General features: G+C 34.9%; 22 protein-coding genes. 12 read left to right on the plus strand and 10 right to left on the minus strand.

What is annotated here, in order from left to right:
- The 3 genes from IE051_RS12105 to IE051_RS12115 all read left to right on the plus strand — a co-directional run bounded on the left by IE051_RS12105 (position 1) and on the right by IE051_RS12115 (position 1,340).
- Positions 1–246 (plus strand): NifU family protein, encoded by a 246-nt coding sequence (locus IE051_RS12105; protein ID WP_189361062.1) that lies wholly within the window; start codon positions 1–3, stop codon positions 244–246.
- A gap of 121 nt (positions 247–367) precedes the next feature.
- The gene (locus IE051_RS12110) at positions 368–697 is read left to right on the plus strand and encodes a 2Fe-2S iron-sulfur cluster-binding family protein (protein WP_189361063.1); all 330 of its coding nucleotides are present in this window, start codon (positions 368–370) and stop codon (positions 695–697) included.
- A 175-nt stretch (positions 698–872) separates the two neighbouring features.
- Positions 873–1,340: an Lrp/AsnC family transcriptional regulator gene (locus IE051_RS12115; RefSeq protein ID WP_189361064.1), complete on the plus strand. Its 468-nt coding sequence runs from the start codon at positions 873–875 to the stop codon at positions 1,338–1,340.
- Between the two features lie 156 nt (positions 1,341–1,496).
- On the opposite strand, the gene IE051_RS12120 is transcribed toward IE051_RS12115, so the two are convergent.
- Entirely contained in the window at positions 1,497–3,041 is a 1,545-nt protein-coding gene (locus IE051_RS12120) for a glycine--tRNA ligase (protein ID WP_189361065.1), read from the minus strand.
- 107 nt (positions 3,042–3,148) lie between these two features.
- Between IE051_RS12120 and IE051_RS12125 the strand changes: the two genes are divergently transcribed.
- Both IE051_RS12125 and IE051_RS12130 read left to right on the plus strand, forming a co-directional pair.
- Entirely contained in the window at positions 3,149–3,829 is a 681-nt protein-coding gene (locus tag IE051_RS12125; protein WP_189361066.1) for a ComF family protein, read from the plus strand.
- Positions 3,830–3,883: 54 nt separating this feature from the next.
- Positions 3,884–5,491, plus strand: a complete 1,608-nt coding sequence (locus tag IE051_RS12130) for an Ig-like domain-containing protein (RefSeq protein ID WP_189361067.1) — start codon at positions 3,884–3,886, stop codon at positions 5,489–5,491.
- Here IE051_RS12130 and IE051_RS12135 read toward each other — a convergent pair.
- A complete protein-coding gene (locus IE051_RS12135; protein WP_189361068.1) occupies positions 5,478–6,257 on the minus strand; it encodes an amidohydrolase in 780 nt (259 codons plus the stop codon). The genes IE051_RS12130 and IE051_RS12135 overlap by 14 nt on opposite strands.
- Positions 6,258–6,371: 114 nt before the next feature.
- Between IE051_RS12135 and IE051_RS12140 the strand changes: the two genes are divergently transcribed.
- Positions 6,372–7,496 (plus strand): serine hydrolase domain-containing protein, encoded by a 1,125-nt coding sequence (locus IE051_RS12140; protein WP_373294364.1) that lies wholly within the window; start codon positions 6,372–6,374, stop codon positions 7,494–7,496.
- Here IE051_RS12140 and IE051_RS12145 read toward each other — a convergent pair.
- Positions 7,493–8,635, minus strand: coding sequence for a methionine aminotransferase (locus tag IE051_RS12145; protein WP_189361070.1), 1,143 nt, complete (start codon positions 8,633–8,635; stop codon positions 7,493–7,495). The genes IE051_RS12140 and IE051_RS12145 overlap by 4 nt on opposite strands.
- Positions 8,636–8,723: 88 nt before the next feature.
- Here IE051_RS12145 and IE051_RS12150 point away from each other — a divergent pair, with 88 nt between their 5' ends.
- A complete protein-coding gene (locus IE051_RS12150) occupies positions 8,724–10,811 on the plus strand; it encodes a S46 family peptidase (RefSeq protein WP_189361071.1) in 2,088 nt (695 codons plus the stop codon).
- Between the two features lie 49 nt (positions 10,812–10,860).
- On the opposite strand, the gene IE051_RS12155 is transcribed toward IE051_RS12150, so the two are convergent.
- From IE051_RS12155 to IE051_RS12180, 6 genes are all read right to left on the minus strand, one after another.
- Positions 10,861–12,630 (minus strand): MutS-related protein, encoded by a 1,770-nt coding sequence (locus tag IE051_RS12155; protein WP_189361072.1) that lies wholly within the window; start codon positions 12,628–12,630, stop codon positions 10,861–10,863.
- 82 nt (positions 12,631–12,712) lie between these two features.
- Positions 12,713–13,417, minus strand: coding sequence for a Bax inhibitor-1/YccA family protein (locus IE051_RS12160; RefSeq protein ID WP_189361073.1), 705 nt, complete (start codon positions 13,415–13,417; stop codon positions 12,713–12,715).
- Positions 13,418–13,511: 94 nt separating this feature from the next.
- Entirely contained in the window at positions 13,512–14,207 is a 696-nt protein-coding gene (locus IE051_RS12165; protein WP_189361074.1) for a zinc metallopeptidase, read from the minus strand.
- A gap of 162 nt (positions 14,208–14,369) precedes the next feature.
- Positions 14,370–15,467, minus strand: coding sequence for an alanine dehydrogenase (gene ald, locus IE051_RS12170; protein WP_189361075.1), 1,098 nt, complete (start codon positions 15,465–15,467; stop codon positions 14,370–14,372).
- Positions 15,468–15,636: 169 nt separating this feature from the next.
- Positions 15,637–15,897, minus strand: coding sequence for a SemiSWEET family sugar transporter (locus tag IE051_RS12175; RefSeq protein WP_189361076.1), 261 nt, complete (start codon positions 15,895–15,897; stop codon positions 15,637–15,639).
- Between the two features lie 180 nt (positions 15,898–16,077).
- Positions 16,078–19,077 carry a leucine--tRNA ligase gene (locus IE051_RS12180; RefSeq protein WP_189361077.1) on the minus strand — a complete coding sequence of 1,000 codons (3,000 nt, stop codon included), beginning with the start codon at positions 19,075–19,077 and terminating at the stop codon, positions 16,078–16,080.
- A gap of 152 nt (positions 19,078–19,229) precedes the next feature.
- Here IE051_RS12180 and IE051_RS12185 point away from each other — a divergent pair, with 152 nt between their 5' ends.
- From IE051_RS12185 to IE051_RS12195, 3 genes are all read left to right on the plus strand, one after another.
- Complete coding sequence (locus IE051_RS12185) at positions 19,230–20,147, plus strand: DMT family transporter (RefSeq protein ID WP_189361078.1); 918 nt, start codon at positions 19,230–19,232, stop codon at positions 20,145–20,147.
- Between the two features lie 97 nt (positions 20,148–20,244).
- Complete coding sequence (locus IE051_RS12190) at positions 20,245–21,123, plus strand: cell division protein FtsX (protein ID WP_189361079.1); 879 nt, start codon at positions 20,245–20,247, stop codon at positions 21,121–21,123.
- A gap of 82 nt (positions 21,124–21,205) precedes the next feature.
- Positions 21,206–21,460 (plus strand): DUF3098 domain-containing protein, encoded by a 255-nt coding sequence (locus IE051_RS12195; protein ID WP_189361080.1) that lies wholly within the window; start codon positions 21,206–21,208, stop codon positions 21,458–21,460.
- A 61-nt stretch (positions 21,461–21,521) separates the two neighbouring features.
- Here the strand turns inward: IE051_RS12195 and IE051_RS12200 are convergent, their stop codons facing one another.
- Positions 21,522–22,649 (minus strand): glycerate kinase, encoded by a 1,128-nt coding sequence (locus IE051_RS12200; RefSeq protein ID WP_189361081.1) that lies wholly within the window; start codon positions 22,647–22,649, stop codon positions 21,522–21,524.
- Between the two features lie 85 nt (positions 22,650–22,734).
- Here IE051_RS12200 and IE051_RS12205 point away from each other — a divergent pair, with 85 nt between their 5' ends.
- Both IE051_RS12205 and truB read left to right on the plus strand, forming a co-directional pair.
- On the plus strand, positions 22,735–23,529 hold the full coding sequence (locus IE051_RS12205) for an undecaprenyl-diphosphate phosphatase (RefSeq protein WP_189361082.1): 795 nt from the start codon (positions 22,735–22,737) through the stop codon (positions 23,527–23,529).
- Position 23,530: 1 nt separating this feature from the next.
- Positions 23,531–24,223, plus strand: coding sequence for a tRNA pseudouridine(55) synthase TruB (gene truB, locus IE051_RS12210; RefSeq protein ID WP_189361083.1), 693 nt, complete (start codon positions 23,531–23,533; stop codon positions 24,221–24,223).
- The last annotated feature ends 16 nt before the right edge of the window (positions 24,224–24,239 follow it).

Below are 24,239 nucleotides of genomic sequence, written 5' to 3' on the forward strand. Positions count from 1 at the left end.
ATGACATCAGAAGAAGTAAAAAGTAATGTGCTAAAAGCTCTTGAAGAAATACGTCCGTTCTTACAAAGTGATGGTGGTGATATTTCATTACTAGGTATAGAAGATAATGATACTTTGGTAAAAGTTCAGTTGAAAGGGGCTTGTGTAGGTTGTAGTGTGAATCAAATGACCTTGAAGTCTGGTGTAGAAATGACCATTAAAAAATATGCCCCTCAAGTAGAGCAGGTGGTTAATATAGATGTCTAATTTAGATTATTTTAAATTCCTACTAAAATAATAGACAAACCTGTTTCAAAATACTTTTTAAAGTTTAAATTTGTGGCACAAAAAAATGAAGTGCTTTACTGTGCAGTACAAAAATTGAATAATGGAAGATATTAATATCAAAATAACAGATAGAGATGGTGTTACACATGAGATTGTTGCACCAACAGATATGGCTATGAACCTTATGGAGGTTGTAAGATCTTATGAGCTTGCTCCAGAAGGAACTATTGGTGTTTGTGGCGGTATGGCAATGTGTGCATCTTGCCAATGTTATGTGCATAGTGATACAGAGTTACCAGAAATGAGTGATGATGAAGAGGCCATGTTATCTGAAGCTTTTGATGTTAAGGATAATAGTCGTTTGGGTTGTCAAATTCAAATGACTCCTGATATGGAAGGTCTTGAGGTTGAATTAGCACCAGAGAGCTAAGTTCTCTTTTCATTAGATTGAAATTCGAAAAACAGTTGTGAGTATCGCAAAACGGCTAACTTCAATAGCCGTTAATTCCTGATCTTGCGTGTTAAACTAGTATTTTAACCACGAGCATAAATTATGCTATCAGTTTCAAATCAAATTGTTACTTTTACATGCAAAATGATAACTCATGAAGAAAAGTACTATTGTTACTATAGATGGAATTGATAAAAAAATATTGCGTGTTTTAACGGAAGACGCTAGAACACCTATTCTTGAAATAGCTAGGAATGTTGGTATTTCTGGGGCTGCTATTCATCAGCGCCTTCGAAAATTAGAAAAGTCTAAATTACTTAGTGGTTCAAAATTTATATTGAATGCTAAAGTTCTGGGCTATTCAACCACCGCTTTTGTTGGTATTTACTTAGATAAAGCTGCCAATACTGATGATGTTTTAAGGGCACTTAAGCGTTTTCCCGAAGTATTAGAGTGTCATTATACCACCGGTAATTACAATCTTTTCATAAAATTATTAGCCATTGATAATGAGCACTTGATGCATTTACTTAATAAAAACATTCAATCTATTGATGGTGTACTAAGAACAGAGTCTCTTATTTCTCTGGATCAACAGATTGATAGACAGATAAAAGTTTAATTGACTCTGGGAATCCTTTTGTTTTGCGAGGGTATGCCCTAAATAATTGCGCTTCCCTTTATAAAACTAGGATTACAAAGGACGGTTTAACTGTTTTAAATAAAAAAAGCTCAAACATTTTTATTTGAGCTTAGTTTTTTCAGTAATTAGATGGTTCTATTTCATCTTCATTAACCAATGTCTTACATCCACATCGTTTTTTATAATATTTCTTAGATCCTCTATTTTCACACGTTCTTGCTTCATGGAGTCTCTATGTCTAATAGTTACAGTGTTATCTTCTTTGGTGTCATGATCAACAGTAATACAAAATGGCGTGCCATTAGCATCTTGCCTTCTATAACGTCTTCCTACGGCATCTTTTTCATCGTAAATTACATTAAAATCCCATTTCAAATCTTCTATAATTTGTCGTGCAATTTCAGGTAATCCATCTTTTTTAACCAAAGGTAATATTGCTGCTTTAATTGGCGCTAATACGCTTGGTAGTCTTAAAACAGTTCTACTCGTACCATTTTCCAAGGCTTCTTCTTGAAGTGCATTTGAGAATACCGCCAAAAACATTCTATCTAAACCTATAGACGTTTCCAATACGTAAGGTACATAGCTCTTATTGTCTTCATGATCAAAATACTGCAATTTCTTACCAGAGAATTTCTCATGTGCTTTTAAGTCAAAATCAGTTCTTGAATGAATCCCTTCCAATTCTTTAAACCCAAATGGAAACTTGAATTCAATATCAGCGGCAGCATCAGCATAATGCGCTAGCTTATCATGATCATGAAAACGATAATTATCAGCGCCCATACCTAATGATAAATGCCATTTCATTCTGGTCTCTTTCCAATGGTCGTACCATTCTTTTTGAGTTCCTGGCTTTATAAAAAATTGCATTTCCATTTGTTCAAACTCACGCATTCTAAAAATGAATTGCCTAGCAACAATCTCATTTCTAAAGGCTTTTCCGGTTTGGGCAATACCAAATGGAATTTTCATACGTCCAGTTTTTTGGACATTCAAAAAGTTTACAAATATGCCTTGAGCAGTTTCAGGTCTTAAATACAAGTCCATAGCACTTTCAGCAGAAGCGCCAAGCTTCGTCCCAAACATGAGGTTAAATTGCTTAACATCCGTCCAGTTTTTACTCCCTGTTAGTGGGTCTGCGATTCCAAGTTCTTCAATAAGTGCTTTTACATCTGGCAAGTCTTCCTTTTCTAAAGATGAACCCATTCTGGAAAGAATACTATTTATTTTCTCCTGATAACCTAGTACACGGCCATTTGTTGAAACAAACTCTTCTTTATTAAAAGCATCACCAAAACGTTTTGCCGCCTTTTTTACTTCTTTTTCAATTTTAGCTTCAATTTTAGCACAGTAATCCTCAATTAAAACATCGGCTCGGTAACGTTTTTTTGAGTCTTTATTATCAATTAAAGGATCGTTAAATGCATCAACGTGCCCTGAAGCTTTCCAAGTAGTTGGGTGCATGAAAATTGCCGCGTCAATTCCAACTATATTTTCATTCATTTGCACCATGGCTTTCCACCAGTAGTCCCGAATGTTTTTTTTAAGTTCTGCGCCATTCTGTGCATAATCATAAACAGCACTTAAACCATCATATATTTCACTGCTCTGAAATACATAACCGTACTCCTTAGCATGAGATATTACCTTCTTAAATTTGTCGTCTTGATTTGTCATAAGTGCAAAAATAAAAAACCGCCATAAACTAATGGCTTGTTTATAGAAAAATAACCCCTGAGTGCGTTTATTTTTTAGCTAAGTTTACATGTAGCTATTTTATGCCAATGCTTAATTCATTAGTTAATTTGTTTTTCCCTAAAGTCTGTTATGCTTGCCAAAATGGTTTAACAGATTATGAAGACACTATTTGCGTAGATTGCAGACATAATTTACCAATAACTAATTTTCATTTTGAACAGGATAGTACCGTTAAAAAAGTGCTTTATGGTCGTGCTCAAATTGAATCAGGCACTGCGCTCTTTAGGTTTGAAAAAAAAGGAAAAGTGCAGCAACTCATTCATAATCTAAAATATAGAGGTCATGAAAATATTGGTTTTGTTTTAGGTAATTGGCTAGGTAGTGAATTAAAAACAGTTCCGGCCTATCAAAATATCGATATGGTTATTCCAGTGCCTTTGCATAAAAAGAAATTGAAAAAAAGGGGGTATAATCAGGTTTCAACTTTTGGAGTGCAGATAGCAAAGGCTTTAAATGCTGAATATGCTGAAGGTCTATTAATAAAAATCACTGATACGAAGTCTCAAGTAAATAAAAAGCGATTTGCGCGTTGGAATAGTAATACGGAATTATTTTCTCTAACAAACATACCATCTATTGAAAACAAACATGTTTTAATTGTCGATGACCTCATTACAACTGGAGCAACACTAGAAGCTTGTATTGCAGTTCTTAATGATGCTAAAAATGTTAAAATAAGTATTGCAACTATGGCAATAGCTTTATAAGTTGTCCGTTATGTTTCTAAAATTATGTAGGTTTGTAGAAATTTAAAATTGTTGATGAATAAGACCCTTTCAAATTTTATTTTGTCCATTTTTATCGGTGTAATTTTTATAAACTGTGCCAACCGCGGAAATCCAGAAGGCGGGCCAAAGGATGAAGATCCACCTGTAATATTATCCTCTTCTCCCGAGAATTATACCACTAATTTTGAAGGGGATGAGATAAAAGTATATTTTGACGAATATATAAAAATTAAGGATTTACAAAAGCAGCTTATTATTTCGCCACCAATGAAAACTCAACCGGAGGTTACACCTCTTGGAGGTGCAAGTAAATACATTACTATAAAAATAAGCGACACCTTATTACCCAATACAACTTATGCTTTCAATTTTGGGAATAGTATAGTAGACAATAACGAGGGAAATCCTTATCCGTATTACCGCTATGTGTTTTCTACAGGAGATTATATAGATTCTCTTACCGTTAATGGACAAATTGTTGATGCACTTTTTAAAAAGCCTGAAACCTTTGTCAATGTGGCTCTTTATGATGTCGACTCCACGTTTTCTGACTCTATTGTTTATAAAGAAGTGCCAAAATATATTACCAATACTCTAGATAGTGCGACAACATTTTCAATTGAAAATGTAAAACCCGGGAAGTACATGTTAATGGCTTTAAAAGATGGCAATGGGGATAATATGTTTCAGCAAAAAACAGATCAAATAGGTTTCCATAAGAACTTTATTGAATTACCTACAGATTCACTTTATACGCTAAGATTATTTAATGAAGAATTAGATTTTAAAGCCTCAAGACCAAGACTATTAACTGGGGAGAAAATAGCTTTTGGTTATGAAGGGGACTATGAAGGCATGGCTATTAATGTGATTTCTGATACACCAGAAGATTTTGATTATAGAATAACAAAGGATAAGGAAACAGATTCTTTAATGTATTGGTATAAGCCAAGATTGGAGGTGGATTCTCTAGTTTTTAACGTAAAACATCCTACTCTGGAAAAAGACTTTACTGTAAGAATTAGTGAGCAAAAAAGAGATTCACTTACTATTTCTAGTGCGCCTGATGGCTCCATTGGCCTTAATGAACCTTTTGAAATATCGGGAAGCACACCATTTGTTAGTTTTGATTCTTCTAAAGTTTTTATCATGGATAAAGACTCACTAGAAGTGAAATTCACAGCTAATTTTGATAGCATTAAGAATACCTATGCGTTTAATTTTGATAAAACCGAGGCAAACAAATATAAGATCCAAATACTTCCAGAGGCTTTTATTGGCTTTTTTGATGGTAAGAATGACACTTTATCGTATTCCTTAAACACTCGAAAGTCATCTGATTTTGGTTATGTAAGATTTAGATTAATAAATGCTAAGCTTCCAATAATTATTCAATTAACAAATTCTTCTGGAGAAGTTAAACTGGAACAGGCTGTTTCTCAAGAGGGAGATGTTGATTTCTTAAATATATCACCAGGTATATATTCTTTAAGAGTAATTCATGACACCAACGGGAATAAAAAATACGACACTGGTAACTACTTAAAGAAAATCCAACCAGAGCGTGTTAGCCATTTTAAAGATATTGAAGTTAGAGCTGATTGGGGAGACCAACACAGACTAGAATTTAATGCACAATAAAAGAATCTCTATCATTTAAAAACTTGAGCTTATTTCTGTAAGCTTCAATATGTCTTTTTTCTAGAGTCACGCTTTCTACTTGTTCTTCAAATGGGGTTATGGCCGTTATTTCATTCCCTAAAACATCATAAACTGCTGAATGGCCGGAGTATTCACTTTGCACGCCATCTAAACCAACCCGATTCACGCCAATACAGTAGCACATATTTTCAATAGCGCGAGCTTTTAATAGAGCATCCCACGCCGAAACTCTGGGTTTAGGCCAGTTAGCCACGTAAATTAATACATCATAATCTTCAGTATTTCTGGCCCAAACAGGAAATCTCAAATCATAACATATTAATGGGCATATTTTCCAACCCTTATAGTTTAGAATTATTTTTTTATTTCCAGCGGTATAAATTTTGTCTTCCCCCACCAAAGTAAAGGTGTGCCGCTTGTCATAGTAAGAAATTTTCCCTGAAGGTTCTACAAAAAGCAATCGGTTATAGAATTGATTGTCTTCAGTAATAACAATACTGCCCATAATAGCAGTATCCCTTTTTAAAGCCATTGCCTGCATCCATAATACGGTTGGACCGCTCATAGTTTCGCTAACAGCTGAGGCATTCATAGTAAAACCGCTTGAAAACATTTCCGGCAGTATAATCAAATCTACCCCCTCATCTAGGCCTTCTATTTTCTTAGTGAAGTTTAAACGATTCTGTTTAGGGTTTTCCCAAACCAAATCAGCTTGAATCAAAACAATATTTAATTTCGTTTTCATGCTTTAAAATTACACAAATTATCAAGGGTTTAAAATTATTTACTAATTTCAAAACCAATAAAATCCAAAGTAATGTCTATGAAAAATTTTATTACCCTGTCCATTTCTATTTGTATGCTATTTTTTTTGTGTCCAACAGAGGCTCAAAACACTTATTTTCCTGAACCTCATGCCTTGTGGGAAGAGAAGAGCCCTTCGAGTTTTAACATAGATAAAGTTGCTTTACAGGAAGTGGTCGATTATGCTAAAGCCAATGAGTATTCTGGATCTCGAGATTTAAGAATTGCCATATTAAAAGGTTTTGCTCGAGAACCTTTTCATGAGATACTTGGCCCAACAAAAAAAAGGGGAGGACCTGCAGGTCTTATTTTAAAAGACGGCTATATCATTGCGAAATGGGGAGATACCAAGCGTGTCGATATGACGTTTAGCGTTACAAAAAGCTTTTTGTCAACGGTTGCAGGTCTTGCAATTGACAACGGCCTAATTACCGATGAAACCGACCTTGTTAAAGATTATGTCTGGGATGGCACTTTTGACGGTGATCATAATTCAAAAATTACCTGGCAGCATTTATTACAACAAAATTCAGACTGGTCTGGGGAGTTATGGGGCGGTAAAGATTGGGCTGATAGACCTCCAAAAGAAGGGCATTTGGACGACTGGAAGAATAGAACACTAAATGACCCGGGAACGGTAATGGAATATAATGATGTGCGTGTAAATGTTCTGGCCTATTCCCTGCTGCAAGTTTGGAGAAAGCCATTGCCTCAAATTCTTAAAGATCATCTTATGGATAAAATAGGGGCTTCAACAACATGGCGATGGTTTGGCTATGACAAGGCTTGGACTACCGTAGATGGCATCCAAATGCAATCGGTTACTGGAGGAGGGCACTCGGGTGGTGGTATATTTATTTCCGCTGAAGATATGGCTAGGTTTGGCTTGTTGTTTTTGAATGATGGCACATGGCAAGGTCAACCAATTATCAGTTCTGATTGGATAGAAAAGGCTATAACACCGTCCAAACCTAATCCTAATTACGGATATATGTGGTGGCTGAATCAAAAGGGGACAAGACATTGGGAAAACCTCTCTGAAACGATCTACTATGCCGCAGGTTTTGGGGGTAATTTTATTGTCATTGACAAAGCGCATAATATAGTGGTGGTGACCCGATGGTTAGAACCCCAAAAAATTGAATCATTTATGGAAAAACTAGCTAAAGCCGCATTTTAAATACGATTTAAAATATCTGCAGCACGTTTTAAGGTGTCATCCTTTTTAGCAAAGCAAAACCTAAGCACCTTATTGTCTAAATTATTCTCGTTGAATACAGATAAGGGAATGGATGCCAACCCAGATTCGACCGTTAGTCGTTTCGCATAATCTAAGTCATATTCTGAAGTGATATTAGAATAATCAAGAACTTGGAAATACGTGCCGCTTGATGGTTTAAAAGTAAACCTAGAATGTTTTATTAAGTTTAAAAATAAATCCCTTTTATTTTGATAAAACTCGGCTAAACCTAAATAGTGTTTAGGTTCTTGCATATAATCAGCAATTCCTTTTTGAGTGGGGTGGTGTACACAAAACACACTAAATTGGTGCACTTGCATAAATAGTGCCATGAGTGCTTTAGGGGCGCAACAATAGCCAATACGCCATCCTGTATTGTGAAAGGTTTTGCAGAATGAAGCTACAACAAAACTTCTCGATTTCAAATCAGGGAACAAACAAGCGCTTTGATGTTTTAAACCATCATAAATCATATGCTCATAGACCTCGTCACTGAGGACTATAATGTTAGTATCTCGAGTAATATCCTGTAATTGTAACATGTCATTTTCTGAAAACACCATGCCTGAAGGATTATGCGGCGTATTAATGATAATCATTTTAGTTAGATCATTCACCTTTTGTTTCACCGTCTTCCAATTCACACTAAAATCTGGTGCTTGAAGTTGAATAGCAACGGGCTTTCCACCATTCAATCTTACCCCAGGTTCGTAGCTGTCATAGGCAGGTTTAAAGATGATTACCTCGTCATCCTGTTCAATAAAGGTGCTTAGTATCGTTGAAATAGCTTGAGTAGCACCAGCAGTGACCGTGATTTCATCTTCAGGATGATAACTTGAATTATATAAGGTTTCCATTTTTTTTGAAATAGCCTTACGCAATTCAATATTTCCATGCATAGGAGCGTATTGATTATAGCCAGAATTCATGGCCTTACTAACCAGATTAATTAGGTTTTGATCGCTACCAAAATCTGGAAACCCTTGGGATAAATTTATAGCATTATGTTGTTTTGCTAACCTGCTCATTATTGAGAAAATGGTGGTTCCTACGTTGGGAAGCTTAGACTTATGATACATAAAGTGCTTTTTAGAATGGTTTAAAGTACTAAAAAATTAAATTAATTCGTTCCCTTTTTTATCTTTGATGAGATCAAAATAGTCTACTATGAAACGTTTTAAATTTCTTTTACTCTTTTTAGTTATACAAGTAAGTGCACAGCAAGGTGGTATGTGGATTCCTTCCCTTTTAGAAGGTATGAATGAAGAGGAAATGAAGACTTTAGGAAGTAAACTAAGCGCTAAAGATATTTATGATGTTAACGAGTCTAGTTTAAAAGATGCTATTGGTCATTTTGGCGGTGGATGCACGAGTGAAATAATTTCACCCAAAGGGCTTGTTCTTACTAATCACCATTGTGGATTTAGTCAGATTCAATCGCATTCTTCTTTAGAAAACGATTATTTAAAAAACGGGTTTTGGGCTGAAAACATGAAGGATGAATTGCCTAATAAAGGCTTATATATTGAGTTTATAGTGCGGATAGAAGATGTGACCAACCACGTGCTATCTGGGGTTTTAGATACTATGACCGAAAAAGAAAAGCAATCATTAATTGATAAAAACGGTAATGCCTACCAGAAAGAAGTTGTTAAAGAGAAATGGCAGGACACCAAGATAAAATCCTTTTACAAGGGCAATCAATACTTCTTATTTGTCACAGAGCGGTTTGAAGATATCCGTTTGGTTGGAGCTCCGCCAACTAGCATTGGTAAATTTGGTAGTGATACAGATAATTGGGTGTTCCCAAGGCATACTGGTGATTTTTCATTATTCAGAATTTATGCCAATAAAAATAATCAGCCAGCTGAATATAGCGAAGATAATGTGCCGTATACGCCAAAACATTATTTACCAATTTCTTTGGATGGTGTTTCAGAAGGCGATTTTACTTTAGTTTTTGGCTTTCCTGGCACTACAGATGAGTACTTGCCCGCGGTGGCCATAGAACATTTAACTAAAAATTTTAATCCTAGTAATATTGCTATTAGAGAAGCGGCATTAAAAGTGATTGATGCTCATATGAAGGCTAGTGATGATATTCGTATTAAATATGCTTCAAAGCAAGCTAGAATAGCTAATGCCTGGAAAAAATGGATAGGCCAAGATTTAGGTATTGAAAAAAGTGAGGCTATTGTTAAACGAAAAGCTTTTGAAGCTAAGTTTCTTCAGGTTTTAAAAGAAGAAGGCCAGGAAAGTAAATACGGCAATATTCTTCCTGAATTTGAACGTTTATACAAGGATTTTGCTGAGGTTGACGTTAAGCGCAGAAATTTTATTGAGGTATTTTTAGTGACCAATGAATTAATGATGATGGCGTTTAGAACCTATCAATTTGAACAAAACGTTAAAAACGATCCTGAGGCTTTAGATAAGGCAAAAGTATCAATTACGAATTACTTGAAAAAAATTCATAAAAATTATGATAGCACTGTTGATAAGGGTGTTTTTGAAAATGTAATGCCATTTCATTCGAGCTATGTAGACGCTTCTATTTATGATAAAACGGCATATACATCTTTAGATACCGCTCTAAAACTTTTTGAAGGCTCCTCAGAAGAAATTCTAAAAAGAATTAATGAAGATTCAGCCTATGTATTCGCTAAACCAATGATTGAAGAATTTTATACATCTACGCTATTAGAATACGATCAGAAAAAATCACCTATCACAGCCTTGCAAAAAGAATATATGAAAGCGCTTTTAGAGGTGCTGCCTAATGAGCGTTATTTTCCAGATGCCAATAATACGCTCAGAGTTACTTATGGGCAGGTTAGAGGCTATTCGCCTAGGGACGCTGTAAGCTATAATGCTGTAAGCTATTTAGATGGGGTAATTGAAAAATATATTCCTGGGGACTATGAGTTTGATGTGCCACAAAGATTACGTGACTTGTATAAAAGTAAGGATTATGGGCCTTATGCCGATGTTAATGGCAAAATTCCGGTATGTTTCTTGGGCACTAATCATACTTCAGGTGGGAATTCTGGAAGCCCTACTATTGATGCCCATGGCAATCTAATAGGGTTGAACTTTGACCGTGTTTGGGAAGGTACTATGAGTGACGTTTATTATGATCCCGAAATATGTAGAAACATTATGGTAGATTTACGGTACGTCCTTTTTATTATCGATAAATATGCTGGTGCAACACATTTGATTGATGAGATGAGCTTGGTTCATCCCAAAAAATAGAGCTTAAATAATGAGTTTTATTCTAAGTTATTCATAAAAACACCTTGTTTTAGACAATTTCCATCTTCTTAAGCAGGAAGGAGGCATTCATGTTTTGACAAACACCTTGTTTCAACTTATAGTCAAAATGAAGCTCGTCTTTAATAATTTCAGCATCAAAATAATAGTTTTTCACCGCAGGTAATTTCTGTTCAATTTCACACAAACTTAAGTCGTGAGTTGCTATGATTCCTGTAGCCTGTGAGGCTACCAGTTTTTCTACAAATTTTCTTGAACCTATGGCTTTGTCGGTACTATTGGTTCCTTTCAAAATTTCATCGAGTACTATAAAATAGGAATCCTCTTGAATAGCATCCACAATATATTTTAGTCTTGTTAATTCTGAAAAGAAATAAGAACTGTCATCCGTCAATGAGTCTGAGGTGCGCATACTTGTTATTAATTTAATAGGATTATATTGACTAGACTTAGCGCATATTGGTAAGCCCATATTGGCCATAACAATATGCAATGATACCGTTCTTAAAAAAGTACTTTTACCGGCCATATTTGCACCAGTGACGATAAAAAACGCTTTATTATCAATATATAAATCACTATCAACCCTTTTCTTATTATCCAATAACGGATGACCTAAGCTTTGCGCTTTTATTGTTGGGCCATTTTCAACCAATTCTGGATAAACAAAATCAGGATGGTTATAAGCATAATTTCCTAAGGCGTTATAGGCATCAAAAAAAGACACCACTTCAAACCAATCGGCTACCTTGTCGCCGTATTGACTGATCCATTGTTCTATTTGGTAGCTGTTTTTTAAATCGATTAAGAATAACCCGTTTCCAAAAACAGCGCCTATTAAATTGTTTCTATTATCTAAAGCATCTAAATACTTTGAAAAGGTTTTAAAAATTGCTGATGCTTTTTTATCACCAGCCTGAATTTCTTTTTGTTTACGTACTAATAATTCAGAAGTGAATGTTTCATTTTCAATTAAATCTAACAATTGGGCATACTGACGGAATGTGTCTCTAACCTTATCAGTGTTAGAAGCTAAAACATTGATTTTCTTTAAATATATTCCTGAAATGCCTAAGCCTATTAGCAACCAATAGCCAATAAAAGCTTGATGAGTAATAACCCCAAAGTAGGTGAGAACTACTATTAAGATTGACGTAATACTAAATACTTGCGGTAGCCAAGCCATTCCTTTTGGTAAAAAGCTATTATGAGTTTTAAGCCAATGTATTATTTGTTTGGCGGGAGTTTCAACCGCAACCAAATTAGAAGTAGCTGAATAATATTGGCGCCATTGCGGTTTTTTATTTAATTCTTTAATAGCCTCTTGTCTAGATGTAATATCAAGAATATCGTTTGCTTTTAACGCATGGGCTAACTTTGCAGTACCTTCTTTAATAGTTGTTCTATTAACGAATTGAAAAAAGGACCCTCTACCAAAGAGGTCAATATCTAAGCTGTAAAAATGCTTTGGATCTTGAAATTGTAGCCCTGAATCTCTATCGTGAAAGTTGCCATTCGCAATGTCTATTTCATCTGTGTTTATCTGAATGAGCTTTTTATGAAATGAGCGTTGTCGTTTTAAATCGGTGTATTTTGATAGCAGGTATAAAAAGAGGATGACCCCTACAATAAGAAGAGGGACCATTATTTGTAAGGCATTAAAAAATAAATAAACACCAAAGCCAGAAACTATAAAAACTAGCAAGCGTAGGATACTTAAGGTAGCAATTTGTCGCCCTAAACGTTTAACTTCATTTTGGTATTTATCTGCATGTTCATGATAATATGTAACCGGATTCATTTCTAAATTTATTGAGAGGTAAAGAAACGAAAAAAGCCCTGAATACATTCAGGGCTTTCATCATATATTTTTGTTAAAGCGATTAATCTCTCGATAGAAAAATGCTTAATACATACCAAAATAATAACATTAATGAGGCAAATAATCCTAGCGCAGCAGGAATATACTCATCATTGGTATATTTATTTACCAAATTTGAAGTTTGATATATAATAGAACCAGCGGCCAGTAAACACATACCTACAGAAAACCACAATCCTAAATTAAATCCGAATAAACTGCCAGCAATGATTAAACCCATAGCTATAAAAAAGCCAACGGTTAAACCCGTTCTTAAAAACGAAAAATCCTTTTTTGTAACAAAAACTACAGCTGATAAGCCCGTAAACAGCGCCAAGGTGACAATAGCTGCTTGATTTAAAATTTCTGGGCCAGATTCCATGTAAAATGCGGCAATATAAATTAGCGGAACAAAAATTAAGGCTTCGGCCAGAATGTAAATGCCAAAGGCTAAATACTGCATGTTTTTGTCTGGTGTTTTTAAGGTCATTTTTTCGGCATAGTTAGTAATAAACATAAAGCCTCCAAGCATAATCAACCAACGCCAACCTTCAGTCATAGACAGCATAAAATCAATAATGGTATCACTTTGAAGTAATAAGTATTCAAATAGAATAAATACTAATACGCCGCCAGCGACATGGGAATATGTCTTTTTGTAAAAAGCTACTTTTTCAGCGTCGTCTAAATGCGCTACTAATAATTTATTTCCAATATTGTTTTCCATAATTGTTTAGATGTGTTTTATTTTCTCACGACAATATATAAAAAAAAGCTCCGAAACCAATCGAAGCTTTATCCTTATTTTATGTTCTTTATATCTAATCTCGACCTCCAAAAACTTGAAGCGCCCAATATAGCAAGTTGGCTAAGGCACCAATGGCGGCCACCAAATATGTTCTTGCTGCCCATTTTAGAGCATCTTCAGAACCTTTATATTCTTCTGGAGTTACCATGTTTTTATTTTTCAGCCAAGCCAAAGCTCTATTACTCGCGTCATACTCTACAGGCAATGTAATAAAACTAAAGAGTGTTGCAAATCCCATAAAGACCACACCTAATACAGCTACCCACCAGCCTAAACCTATGCCTGCAGCGCCACCAAGCACTAACCCTCCAATAATTAACCATTGAGACATGCCCGAAGTTACACTTACCATAGGTACCAAGGTAGATCGCATTTGCAACCAACTGTAGGCTTGAGCATGCTGAACTGCATGACCGCACTCGTGTGCTGCTACTGCAGCCGCCGCGGCATTACGTTGATTATACACAGCTTCACTAAGATTAACCGTTTTGTTTTTTGGATTATAATGATCTGTTAAACGCCCAGGTGTTGAAATAACTTCAACATCATAAATACCATTATCTGCTAACATTTTTTTAGCAATTTCAGCACCACTCATTCCGTTGCGTAAATGTACTTTAGAGTATTTTGCGAACTTACGTTTTAGCGTATTGCTTACTGCCCAACTCACTAAGGCAACGGCTCCAATTAATATATAATATCCGATCATTTTTTCTTTTTTAAATTGTGATTACTCCACTAAATATAACAAAAATAACGCCAAGGTTTTTTAGTGAAATTTTGTCAGGACATTATCTGTATGATACATTAAAGCCGTTTAAATCTTAATTTAAGATTCAAACGGCTTTAATCAACGCTCTATCATTAGATGCTACACGCTTAACTCTAAATTGAAAGCTTCAGCAATTTCTTTATATACAATTTTGCCTTTTACAACATTCAGTCCCTTTGATAAAGGTAAACTGTTTCTGCAAGCTGTTTCCCAGCCTTCATTGGCTAACTTTATCACATAAGGCAACGTTACATTGGTTAAAGCTACTGTAGAGGTGTGCGGTACAGCGCCTGGCATATTTGCAACACAATAGTGCACCACGTCATTTATAATATACGTTGGGTTTTCATGCGTTGTTGCCTTAGTGGTCTCAAAACAACCACCTTGATCTACCGCTACATCAACAATTACTGCGCCTGGGTGCATGTCTTTAAGCATGTCCTTGGTGATTAATTTTGGTGCTTTTGCACCTTTAATTAATACGCCTCCAATAATTAAATCAGTTTCTTTAATGCGTTTCCTGATATTATACTCACTAGAAAACTCGGTTACCACATGATTGGGCATGACATCATTTACATAACGCAATTGCTTCATATTAATATCCATAATTGTAACGTGCGCTCCTAAGCCAGCGGCCATTTTAGCAGCCTGAATCCCTACAATTCCTGCACCTAAAACCAAAACCTTACCAGGAGGAACTCCCGGAACACCACCTAATAAGACACCGCGTCCTTTAATGGGTTTTTCTAAATATTTAGCACCTTGTTGTATGGACATTCTACCTGCTACTTCAGACATAGGAATTAATAATGGTAGTGAACCATCAGCGTCTTCAACCGTTTCGTATGCAATGCAAATGGCCTTGCTATCAATCATGGCTTTTGTTAACACTTCGCTAGAGGCAAAATGAAAATAGGTAAAAACCACTTGATCCGGTTTTATTAATCCGTATTCAGATTCAATAGGCTCTTTTACTTTTACAATCATATCGCTTGAAGCATAGACATCTTCAATGGTTAATAAAATAATGGCGCCTACTTCTAAATAGTCCTCATCAAAGAAACCGCTACCAAAACCAGCTTGAGTTTGAACAAAAACAGTATGATTTCTTTTAGTAAGCTCAAAAACACCGGCTGGCGTGATGCCAACTCTACTTTCATTATTCTTAATTTCTTTAGGAACGCCAATTTTCATAAATATATTTTTAGGTTAATTTCTGCGTGCAAATTACAACGAAATGAGGAAAAAAATGAACTGTAAATGAAGTCCAATAGATTTTTGTGAAATCAAAAAAAATGAAATTACTATTTTGTCAAAAAGGGAATTTGAGCAATAAAATATGCGGGGGAATTACTAATTTGATTTAATTTTTGCCGTATTTAATTTTGAAATACATCAATAAAAATGACGATATTACGGTAATACTATTAGCAAAAATCATAGATGGGCTATTTTTTAAGACGCCATAGATTAACCAAGATACAATACCTATAAAAAAAAGAATGAGCATGGGTAATGACAAACTTGACACATCCTTTGTCTTCCATGTTTTATATACTTGTGGTAAGAATGCAGCCGTTGTTAATACGGCGGCTAAAAAACCAATAATCTCAATACTATCCATTTACGTTTCTCAATTATGTAGATGCAATATTGTCAAGTCCTTAATTAACGGTTTGCCTTCTTGTAAAGAATCCTTAATACTAACAAGGCGCTATTCGAATAATTTGGATTCCTAATTTATAGGAATCCAAATAAAAACAACTTGTCTTAGGTATTTATTACTTAAATCGCTTTAATTGCATTATCCAACAATATTTACAATTTTACCAGGAACCACAATCACTTTTTTAGGTGTTCTTCCTGCTAATTGTTCTTGTGTTTTTTCGTTTGCCAAGACTGCTTCTTCAATAGCATCTTTACTCATATCCAATGGTAATTCCATGGTGAAACGCATTTTACCATTAAATGAGATTGGATAATTCTTACTACTTTCTACCAAATGACTGGCATCAAATTCTGGAAAAGCTGCCGTAGAAATAGAGGTGGTATTTCCTAATTGACTCCAAAGTTCTTCGGCAATATGCGGCGCATATGGTGATATTAAAATCAATAATGGCTCTAGGATATCCTTGCTAGTACATTTCTGAGCCGTTAACTCATTAGTGGCAATCATAAACGTCGACACCGATGTATTAAAAGAAAAGTTCTCAATATCTTCTTGAACCTTCTTAATGGTTTTATGAAGCGTTTTTAAATTATCTTTTGTTGGGGCGGCATCTGTAACTTTTAGTCCGTTATCATCCGCATATAATTTCCAAAGTTTTTTAAGGAATGAATGCACACCGGTAATACCAGCCGTATTCCAAGGTTTATATTGTTCTAATGGGCCTAAAAACATTTCATAAAGGCGTAAACTATCTGCACCATAATCTGCTACAATATCATCTGGATTGACCACATTGTATTTGGATTTGGACATTTTTTCAACGTCACGACCCACTTTGTAAACATCGTTGCCTTCTTCAATTATTTCGCCTTTTTCTCCAATAAAAATAGCTGCTTTATACTCTTCTCTCCAATTTCTAAAAGCTTTAACATCTAATTCATTTGAACTATTAACAAAGGATACATCGGCATGAATAGCATGAACTCTTTTTAAGTCAATATTCACATTAACTAATCTTCCCTTATCCAAATTAATCGATGCTAATTTGGTTCTAACCTTATTTGTGAATTCAACCTTTTCCTCGACAGAATCCTTTAGTCTATTTAATAATTCTGATGAAACAAAAACATTGAATTTATACATTTGATCTTTGATGTCTTCTCCTTTTCCATCAAATCCAAAACTACCTAAGTCAAGTCTATAAGCAAAAGCACTCGTCCCCAAAATCATACCTTGGTTAATCAGCTTTTTAGCATACTCATCATAGGGCACAACCCCTTTATCAAACAAGAATTTTTGCCAAAAACGTGAATACAATAAATGTCCTGTAGCATGCTCGCTTCCGCCTATATACAAATCAACATCTTGCCAATAATCCATAGCTTCTTTTGAAGCGATTTCATTTTGGTTATCCGGATCCATATAACGCATAAAATAGTATGAACTTCCTGCCCAACCTGGCATGGTATTCAATTCTAAAGGATGAATAGTTTCATTATCAATCAAATCATTTGAAACAACTTCATTTTTTGCAGTGTCCCAAGCCCAAACAGTTGCGTTTCCTAAAGGAGGTTCACCAGTTTCGGTTGGTAAGTATTTTTCAACTTCAGGTAATTTTATTGGTAAATGCTCCGCTTCTATCATTTGTGGCAAGCCATTCATGTAGTAAACGGGAAACGGTTCACCCCAATAGCGTTGACGTGAAAATACGGCATCTCGCAATCTGTAGTTCGTTTTTCCTTCACCTTGACCAATTTGCTCTAATTCGTAAATAGCCCGTTTTGTCGCTTTTTTATAATTCAATCCATTAAGGAAATCACTATTTGCAATAATTGTTTTTTCTTTATCTGAAAAGGCTTCTTCAGAAATATCAACACCTTCAAAAATATTAGGAATAGGAATATTAAAATGGTTTGCAAAAGCGTAATCGCGTTCATCGCCACAAGGTACAGACATGACAGCCCCTGTGCCGTAACCTGCTAAAACATAATCGCCAATCCAAATAGGAATAGGTTCTTTTGAAAACGGATGTTCGGCATAAGCTCCTGTAAATGCTCCAGAAATGGTTTTTACATCTGCCATTCTATCGCGCTCACTACGTTTTGCAGTCGCTTTAATATAAGTATCAACCTCTTCTTTTTGCTCAGGAGTTGTTATTTTGGACACCAACTCATGCTCCGGTGCTAGGGTCATGAACGACACGCCAAAAATAGTATCTGGACGCGTTGTAAACACGTCAATTACGGCATCATGATTATTTACATTAAAAGATACTGATGCACCAACCGATTTCCCGATCCAGTTACGCTGACTTTCTTTTAAAGAATCGGTCCAATCAATTTTATTTAAGCCTTGAAGTAAACGTTCAGCATAAGCCGAAATACGCATACTCCATTGCGTCATTTTTTTTCTAATAACAGGGTGGCCACCACGTTCAGAAACGCCGTTCACAATTTCGTCATTAGCCAAAACAGTTCCTAAAGCAGGACACCAGTTTACCTCTGTTTCCGCTAAATAAGTTAATCTGTATTGTAATAGTATTTTTTGTTGCTTTTCTGAAGAAAAGTCATTCCAGTCTTCAGCTGAAAACGACTCAATATTATCATCACAAACGGCATTAACATTTGAATTGCCTTCAGTAGAAAATAGTTTTTCTAAAGTACTAATGTCTTCAGCCTTGTCTGTGTCATTGTTATACCAAGAATTAAACAGTTGAATAAAAATCCACTGCGTCCATTTGTAATAAGAGGGATCAGATGTTCTTACTTCTCTAGACCAATCAAAAGAAAAACCAATTTGGTCTAATTGGCGTCTATAGGTACTAATATTATCTTTTGTTGTAATGGCTGGGTGTTGTCCGGTTTGTATGGCGTACTGCTCGGCTGGTAAACCAAAAGAATCATACCCTTGCGGATGCAATACATTAAACCCTTGATGACGTTTGTAACGCGCATAAATATCTGAGGCTATATAACCTAGCGGATGACCAACATGCAATCCTGCACCACTTGGATAAGGAAACATATCCAAAACATAATATTTTGGTTTTTCACTTTGGTTTTCTGCTTTAAATGTTTGGTTTTCTGCCCAATACTTTTGCCATTTGGCTTCAATTTCGTTGAAATTGTACTTCATTGTCATCCTTATTTAAGAAGTTGCAAATTTACGTTTTAATTGGAAACCGAGTAGCCATATGCACAAAAAATGAGTTTCGTAAATATTTATAAAATATTACGTTTACTTTTGGTGAAATAAAAAGGGGAATTCATTAAAATCTAATACTAATCTTGAGTAAAAGCAATATAATAAAAGCGCATTTTGCCTTGTTTGCAACACATGTCATTTATGCAGCAAATCATTTTATTGCTAAAGGAATTATGCCCGAAAAAATTAACCCAACCCCCTTTGTTTTCTTCAGGGTTTTAGGTGCGGGATTGATATTTTGGTTCATTAAGTTGTTTGTTAAAGAAAAAATAGAAAAGAAAGATATTTTTAGACTGATGCTCTGTGGACTCTTTGGTGCGTCTTGTAATCAGTTATTCTTTTTTCATGGATTGAGTTTAACTTCACCTATAGATACCTCCATTATAATGACATCTGCACCAGCAGTAGTTTTTATTTTAAGTATGATTGTATTAAAAGAAAAAGCAAATAAATATAAAATATTAGGCCTTGCTATTGGGGCTTCAGGAGCTATTGGATTAGTGTGGTATGGTCAAGTAGCTGAGGGAACTAGTAGTTTTTTAGGTAATCTTTTTGTGTTTATGAATGTATTGTTTTATTCATTATATCAAGTTACTGTTAAACCGTTAATGAAGAAATATCATTTTATTAGCATTATCAGTTGGGTGTTTTTATTTGGATTGCTATTTGTAATTCCCTTTGGGATGAATGATGTATTGTATAATACAGATTATGACTTATTTGATTTTAGCACCTATATGGTCATAGCCTATGTTATTGTGTTTACAACATTCCTAACCTTTCTATTCAATATTTATGCACTCAGACAAGTTTCTCCATCAGTTGCAGGGAGTTATACTTATGTACAACCTGCGGTGAGTTTTGTAATTGTGTTTATCTTATCCATGTTGCTCAATGATAATACCTATAATGAGGATGTAAATTGGATAAAGATTACGTCATGTCTTTTAGTAATTATAGGGGTGTACCTAATCAGTATGAAGCCAAAGACTTTTTCTTAGTCCATGGTCTTTTACAACAAATTGCTGATGTTTTAGTTTATATAAATTATAGATTGCGTTTACTTTATTATTTTTACGCTATTAATCCAATTATTTTATGAGTTCATCATTTGAAAAACACCAAAAGCGGAAGCTTATTTCTTCATACTTTTCTGTAGTTTTAAGTATTGCCTTAGTGCTTTTTTTATTAGGATTATTGGGAATGCTTATACTGAATGCCCAAAAAGTATCTGATCACTTTAAGGAACAAGTTGTTGTTACTATTTATTTAAAGGATTCTGCCAAGGAAGTTGAAACAAAGCAGCTTGAAAAAAGTTTAGCTATGGCTGAATATGTTAAGTCTACAGAATACGTTTCAAGAGAACAAGCCGCAGAAATCATGAAAGTTGAAAATGGCGAGGATTTTATGGATTTTGTGGGCTATAACCCGTTGCAGAATTCTATTGATGTCCATTTGAAAGCGAATTTTGTCACCTCTGAACATCTGGAAAAGATATCAGCGGAAGCCTTAAATAAAGATTTTGTTGAAGAAGTTACTTATGATAATGACTTGGTGAAGCTCATGAATGACAACGTTAAGAAAATTAGTTTCTGGGTATTACTTGTAAGTGGCATTTTTACATTAATTGCTGTGCTTTTAATTAATAGTTCTATTCGCTTGGCAGTTTACTCAAAACGATTTACCATAAAAACGATGCAAATGGTTGGAGCAACAAAACGTTTTATTAGACGCCCTTTTATTTGGAAAAGCATAAAACTGGGTATTATAGGTGCTTTATTAGCCTTAATTGGCATGGCTATAGTCCTGTACTATTTAAATAAAACTTTTGTAGAATTAGAATTATTAAGTAATCCAATATTGGTGGGTCTATTATTTGTGGTTGTTTTTGGCTTAGGAATTATCATTACTTGGATTAGTACACATTTTGCTACCCAGCGTTTCTTAAATTTAAAGACCGATGAATTGTACTACTAGAGGTATAAATTAGAAATAGATTAACATAATAATTTCAAATAATTCTATTACTTTGCACTAAATTTTGCGATAGAAGCTAATTATGGGAGAGAAAAAACGTAAAGCAGAAGTAAAGCCAATCTTTGTATTTGGTAAGAAAAACTATAAATTTATGTTTATTGGTTTGGCAGTAATTGCTTTAGGTTTTATCCTAATGGCTGGCGGCGGTAGTGACGATCCTCATGTTTTTAACCCGGACATTTTTAGCTGGAGACGTATTCGTTTAGCACCAGCTTTAGTACTTATTGGCTTTGGTATTCAAATTTATGCCATTCTTTTAAATCCTGATAAGAAATAAACATACTTAGGTTTGACTTTACCTTAGTTTTGGCAGAAGTTCCACATTGCTATTAGCGTATTTATTTAATAAAAGTTTCTGCAAATTTTTTTGAAAGGATAGTTAAGTACTTTTTCCCATTATTTATGGCATCTTCTTTATGCAATGCATAATGATCTATAAGATCTAAATAATCAATGCCAAAATCTTTAATGGATTTATTTTGAAAATCAAGAGTACCGCAAAACGCTGCCACTTTTATGTTTTTTGTTTTTGCTGAATTGATAACGCCTTTAATCGTTTTTCCTGATAGCGTTTGTGTGTCCAATTTACCTTCCCCTGTAATAATCCAATCGGCTCCTTCTATGTCATTATCAAAGTTGGCGAGGTTCTTAATAAGTTGAATGCCGGGATCTAATTTACCATTTAGAAAAACCTTTGATGCGATACCCATGCCGCCAGCTGCCCCTGCTCCTTTAGTGGATTGAAATTGAACTCCAAAAGTCGCCTCTAGGATTGCAGAAAAATCTCGAAGCCCTTGGTCTAGCATCACAATATCTTTTTTTGAGGCGCCTTTTTGAGCGGCATAGATATGGGCGGCCCCATTCTTACCATATAAGGGATTAGAAACATCACAAGCGATGCTAAATTTTACCTTGTTTAGTCTAGGATCAACCTGTGTAAGGTCAATGGCTGTAATGTTAGATAAATTAGCACCAATAGGTTTAATTTCCGCATTGTTTTTGTCTAAAAAACGATAACCTAATGCTGTGGCCATACCAATGCCACAATCGTTTGTTGCACTTCCTCCTATACCTAAAATTATTTTGGTGGCTCCTTTATTAATGGCATCAAGTATCATCTCTCCTGTGCCTAGTGTTGTGGCATTTTTACAATTTAATTGTTCTGATTTCAAAAGTTTGACGCCGGAAGCCTCAGCCATTTCAATAAATGCTGTTTCCGTATGATTAGAATATAGGTAAGACGCTAGGATAGGGGAGAAAAGGGGATTAGAAACTTTTACCTTAATAGTATCTGCTTTAAGATAGAAGTTCACCACTTCAATAGTGCCATCTCCACCATCAGCTAATGGTAGTTTTATAATCTCTATATTAGGATTTACTGAACGAAGTCCTTTTTCAACAGTTTTACAAAATTCCAATGCCGATAGCGAATTTTTGAATTTATCTGGTGCTAATACTATTTTCATGACTTCAATTATAACCTATCTAAAATAATATTTTATTATTAAGAGAGCGATGTTAATTGTGTGAGTATTTTAATATTTTTGCCCCATGGAAATATTAGATGCAATCATTTTAGGAATTATTCAAGGACTTACGGAATTTTTACCAGTATCTTCAAGTGGACATTTAGAACTGGGTAAAGCCATTCTTGGTGATCAATCAGTGCCAGAAGAAAGTTTGCTTTTCACTGTTGTACTTCATTTTGCCACAGCACTTAGTACTATTGTCGTGTTTAGAAAAGATATCTTAGATCTTATTAAAGGCGCTTTAAAATTTGAATGGAATGAAGATTTGCAATTTATTGCTAAAATTGCCGTTTCCATGATTCCAGCGGTGCTGATTGGTTTGTTTTTTGAGGAACAGCTAGAAGCGCTTTTTGGAGGTAATATTCTTTTAGTAGGTTTTATGCTTTTAATTACGGCTGTCCTACTATTCATGGCAGATAAAGCTAAAGATACTGACAAAAAAGTATCCTTTAAAAATGCTTTTGTTATTGGTGTTTCGCAAGCTATTGCCATGCTTCCGGGTATTTCTCGTTCAGGAGCTACTATTTCTACCTCAGTTTTACTGGGCAATGATAAAACTAAAGCAGCTCGCTTTTCGTTTTTGATGGTGGTACCATTAATATTTGGAAAAATAGCAAAAGACATTTTAAGTGGAGATTTATCATATGATAGTGGCAATATAACGGCTCTATCGATTGGTTTTATTGCCGCTTTTGTTGCCGGCTTATTTGCCTGCACATGGATGATCTCATTGGTGAAGAAAAGCAAACTTACATACTTTGCTGTTTACTGCGCTATTGTTGGCGTCATTGCCATTGCTTTTTCATTATTCTATTAATATGAAGACCGTTGATGATTACCTTTCGGGACAGGTGCTTTTAATTGATAAACCGTTGCATTGGACCTCTTTTCAAGTGGTGAATAAAATGCGTTGGGAAATACGTCAGGCTTTTAATATTAAAAAAATAAAAGTAGGACATGCAGGGACTTTAGACCCTTTAGCTACGGGCTTATTGGTTATTTGTACGGGTAAAATGACAAAACAGATTGATACTTTTCAAGGTCAAATAAAGGAATATACAGGTACCATGGTTTTAGGAAGTACCACGCCATCATTTGATTTAGAAACCGAAATCAATGCATCATTTCCAACACATCATATTACTGAAGATTTAATACATAAAACCACACAGCAGTTTGTTGGAGAGATTCAACAATTTCCTCCAGTGTTTTCTGCACTAAAAAAGGATGGTAAACGTTTGTATGAATTTGCTAGAGCCGGAGAACAAGTTGAGGTTAAAGCAAGAACGGTTCAGGTGACGGAGTTTGAAATCACGGCTATTAATAACTTAAATATAGATTTTAGAGTTGTATGTAGTAAAGGGACCTATATAAGGTCTTTAGCTAATGATTTTGGAAAAGCCTTAAATTCAGGGGGGCATTTATCTGCTCTTAAAAGAACTAAAATTGGTGATTTCAACGTAGAAAATGCCTTGTCTCTTGAAAGCTTTATAAGTAGCTTAACCAACTAATTATCTTATTTTACGT

The sequence above is a fragment of the Algibacter mikhailovii genome (assembly GCF_014651495.1).
In the GTDB taxonomy this organism is placed as follows: Bacteria; Bacteroidota; Bacteroidia; order Flavobacteriales; family Flavobacteriaceae; genus Algibacter_E; species Algibacter_E mikhailovii.

What these genes read in the sequence shown, in the direction of transcription:
- IE051_RS12180 (WP_189361077.1), bottom strand. Translation starts at nt 19,077, where the DNA reads ATGAAGTACAATTTCAACGAAATTGAAGCCAAATGGCAAAAGTATTGG.
- IE051_RS12175 (WP_189361076.1), bottom strand. Translation starts at nt 15,897, where the DNA reads ATGGATAGTATTGAGATTATTGGTTTTTTAGCCGCCGTATTAACAACG.
- IE051_RS12105 (WP_189361062.1), top strand. Translation starts at nt 1, where the DNA reads ATGACATCAGAAGAAGTAAAAAGTAATGTGCTAAAAGCTCTTGAAGAA.
- IE051_RS12190 (WP_189361079.1), top strand. Translation starts at nt 20,245, where the DNA reads ATGAGTTCATCATTTGAAAAACACCAAAAGCGGAAGCTTATTTCTTCA.
- ald (WP_189361075.1), bottom strand. Translation starts at nt 15,467, where the DNA reads ATGAAAATTGGCGTTCCTAAAGAAATTAAGAATAATGAAAGTAGAGTT.
- IE051_RS12110 (WP_189361063.1), top strand. Translation starts at nt 368, where the DNA reads ATGGAAGATATTAATATCAAAATAACAGATAGAGATGGTGTTACACAT.
- IE051_RS12150 (WP_189361071.1), top strand. Translation starts at nt 8,724, where the DNA reads ATGAAACGTTTTAAATTTCTTTTACTCTTTTTAGTTATACAAGTAAGT.
- IE051_RS12135 (WP_189361068.1), bottom strand. Translation starts at nt 6,257, where the DNA reads ATGAAAACGAAATTAAATATTGTTTTGATTCAAGCTGATTTGGTTTGG.
- IE051_RS12125 (WP_189361066.1), top strand. Translation starts at nt 3,149, where the DNA reads ATGCTTAATTCATTAGTTAATTTGTTTTTCCCTAAAGTCTGTTATGCT.
- truB (WP_189361083.1), top strand. Translation starts at nt 23,531, where the DNA reads ATGAAGACCGTTGATGATTACCTTTCGGGACAGGTGCTTTTAATTGAT.
- IE051_RS12145 (WP_189361070.1), bottom strand. Translation starts at nt 8,635, where the DNA reads ATGTATCATAAGTCTAAGCTTCCCAACGTAGGAACCACCATTTTCTCA.
- IE051_RS12195 (WP_189361080.1), top strand. Translation starts at nt 21,206, where the DNA reads ATGGGAGAGAAAAAACGTAAAGCAGAAGTAAAGCCAATCTTTGTATTT.
- IE051_RS12200 (WP_189361081.1), bottom strand. Translation starts at nt 22,649, where the DNA reads ATGAAAATAGTATTAGCACCAGATAAATTCAAAAATTCGCTATCGGCA.
- IE051_RS12130 (WP_189361067.1), top strand. Translation starts at nt 3,884, where the DNA reads ATGAATAAGACCCTTTCAAATTTTATTTTGTCCATTTTTATCGGTGTA.
- IE051_RS12140 (WP_373294364.1), top strand. Translation starts at nt 6,372, where the DNA reads ATGCTATTTTTTTTGTGTCCAACAGAGGCTCAAAACACTTATTTTCCT.
- IE051_RS12205 (WP_189361082.1), top strand. Translation starts at nt 22,735, where the DNA reads ATGGAAATATTAGATGCAATCATTTTAGGAATTATTCAAGGACTTACG.
- IE051_RS12155 (WP_189361072.1), bottom strand. Translation starts at nt 12,630, where the DNA reads ATGAATCCGGTTACATATTATCATGAACATGCAGATAAATACCAAAAT.
- IE051_RS12115 (WP_189361064.1), top strand. Translation starts at nt 873, where the DNA reads ATGAAGAAAAGTACTATTGTTACTATAGATGGAATTGATAAAAAAATA.
- IE051_RS12160 (WP_189361073.1), bottom strand. Translation starts at nt 13,417, where the DNA reads ATGGAAAACAATATTGGAAATAAATTATTAGTAGCGCATTTAGACGAC.
- IE051_RS12120 (WP_189361065.1), bottom strand. Translation starts at nt 3,041, where the DNA reads ATGACAAATCAAGACGACAAATTTAAGAAGGTAATATCTCATGCTAAG.
- IE051_RS12165 (WP_189361074.1), bottom strand. Translation starts at nt 14,207, where the DNA reads ATGATCGGATATTATATATTAATTGGAGCCGTTGCCTTAGTGAGTTGG.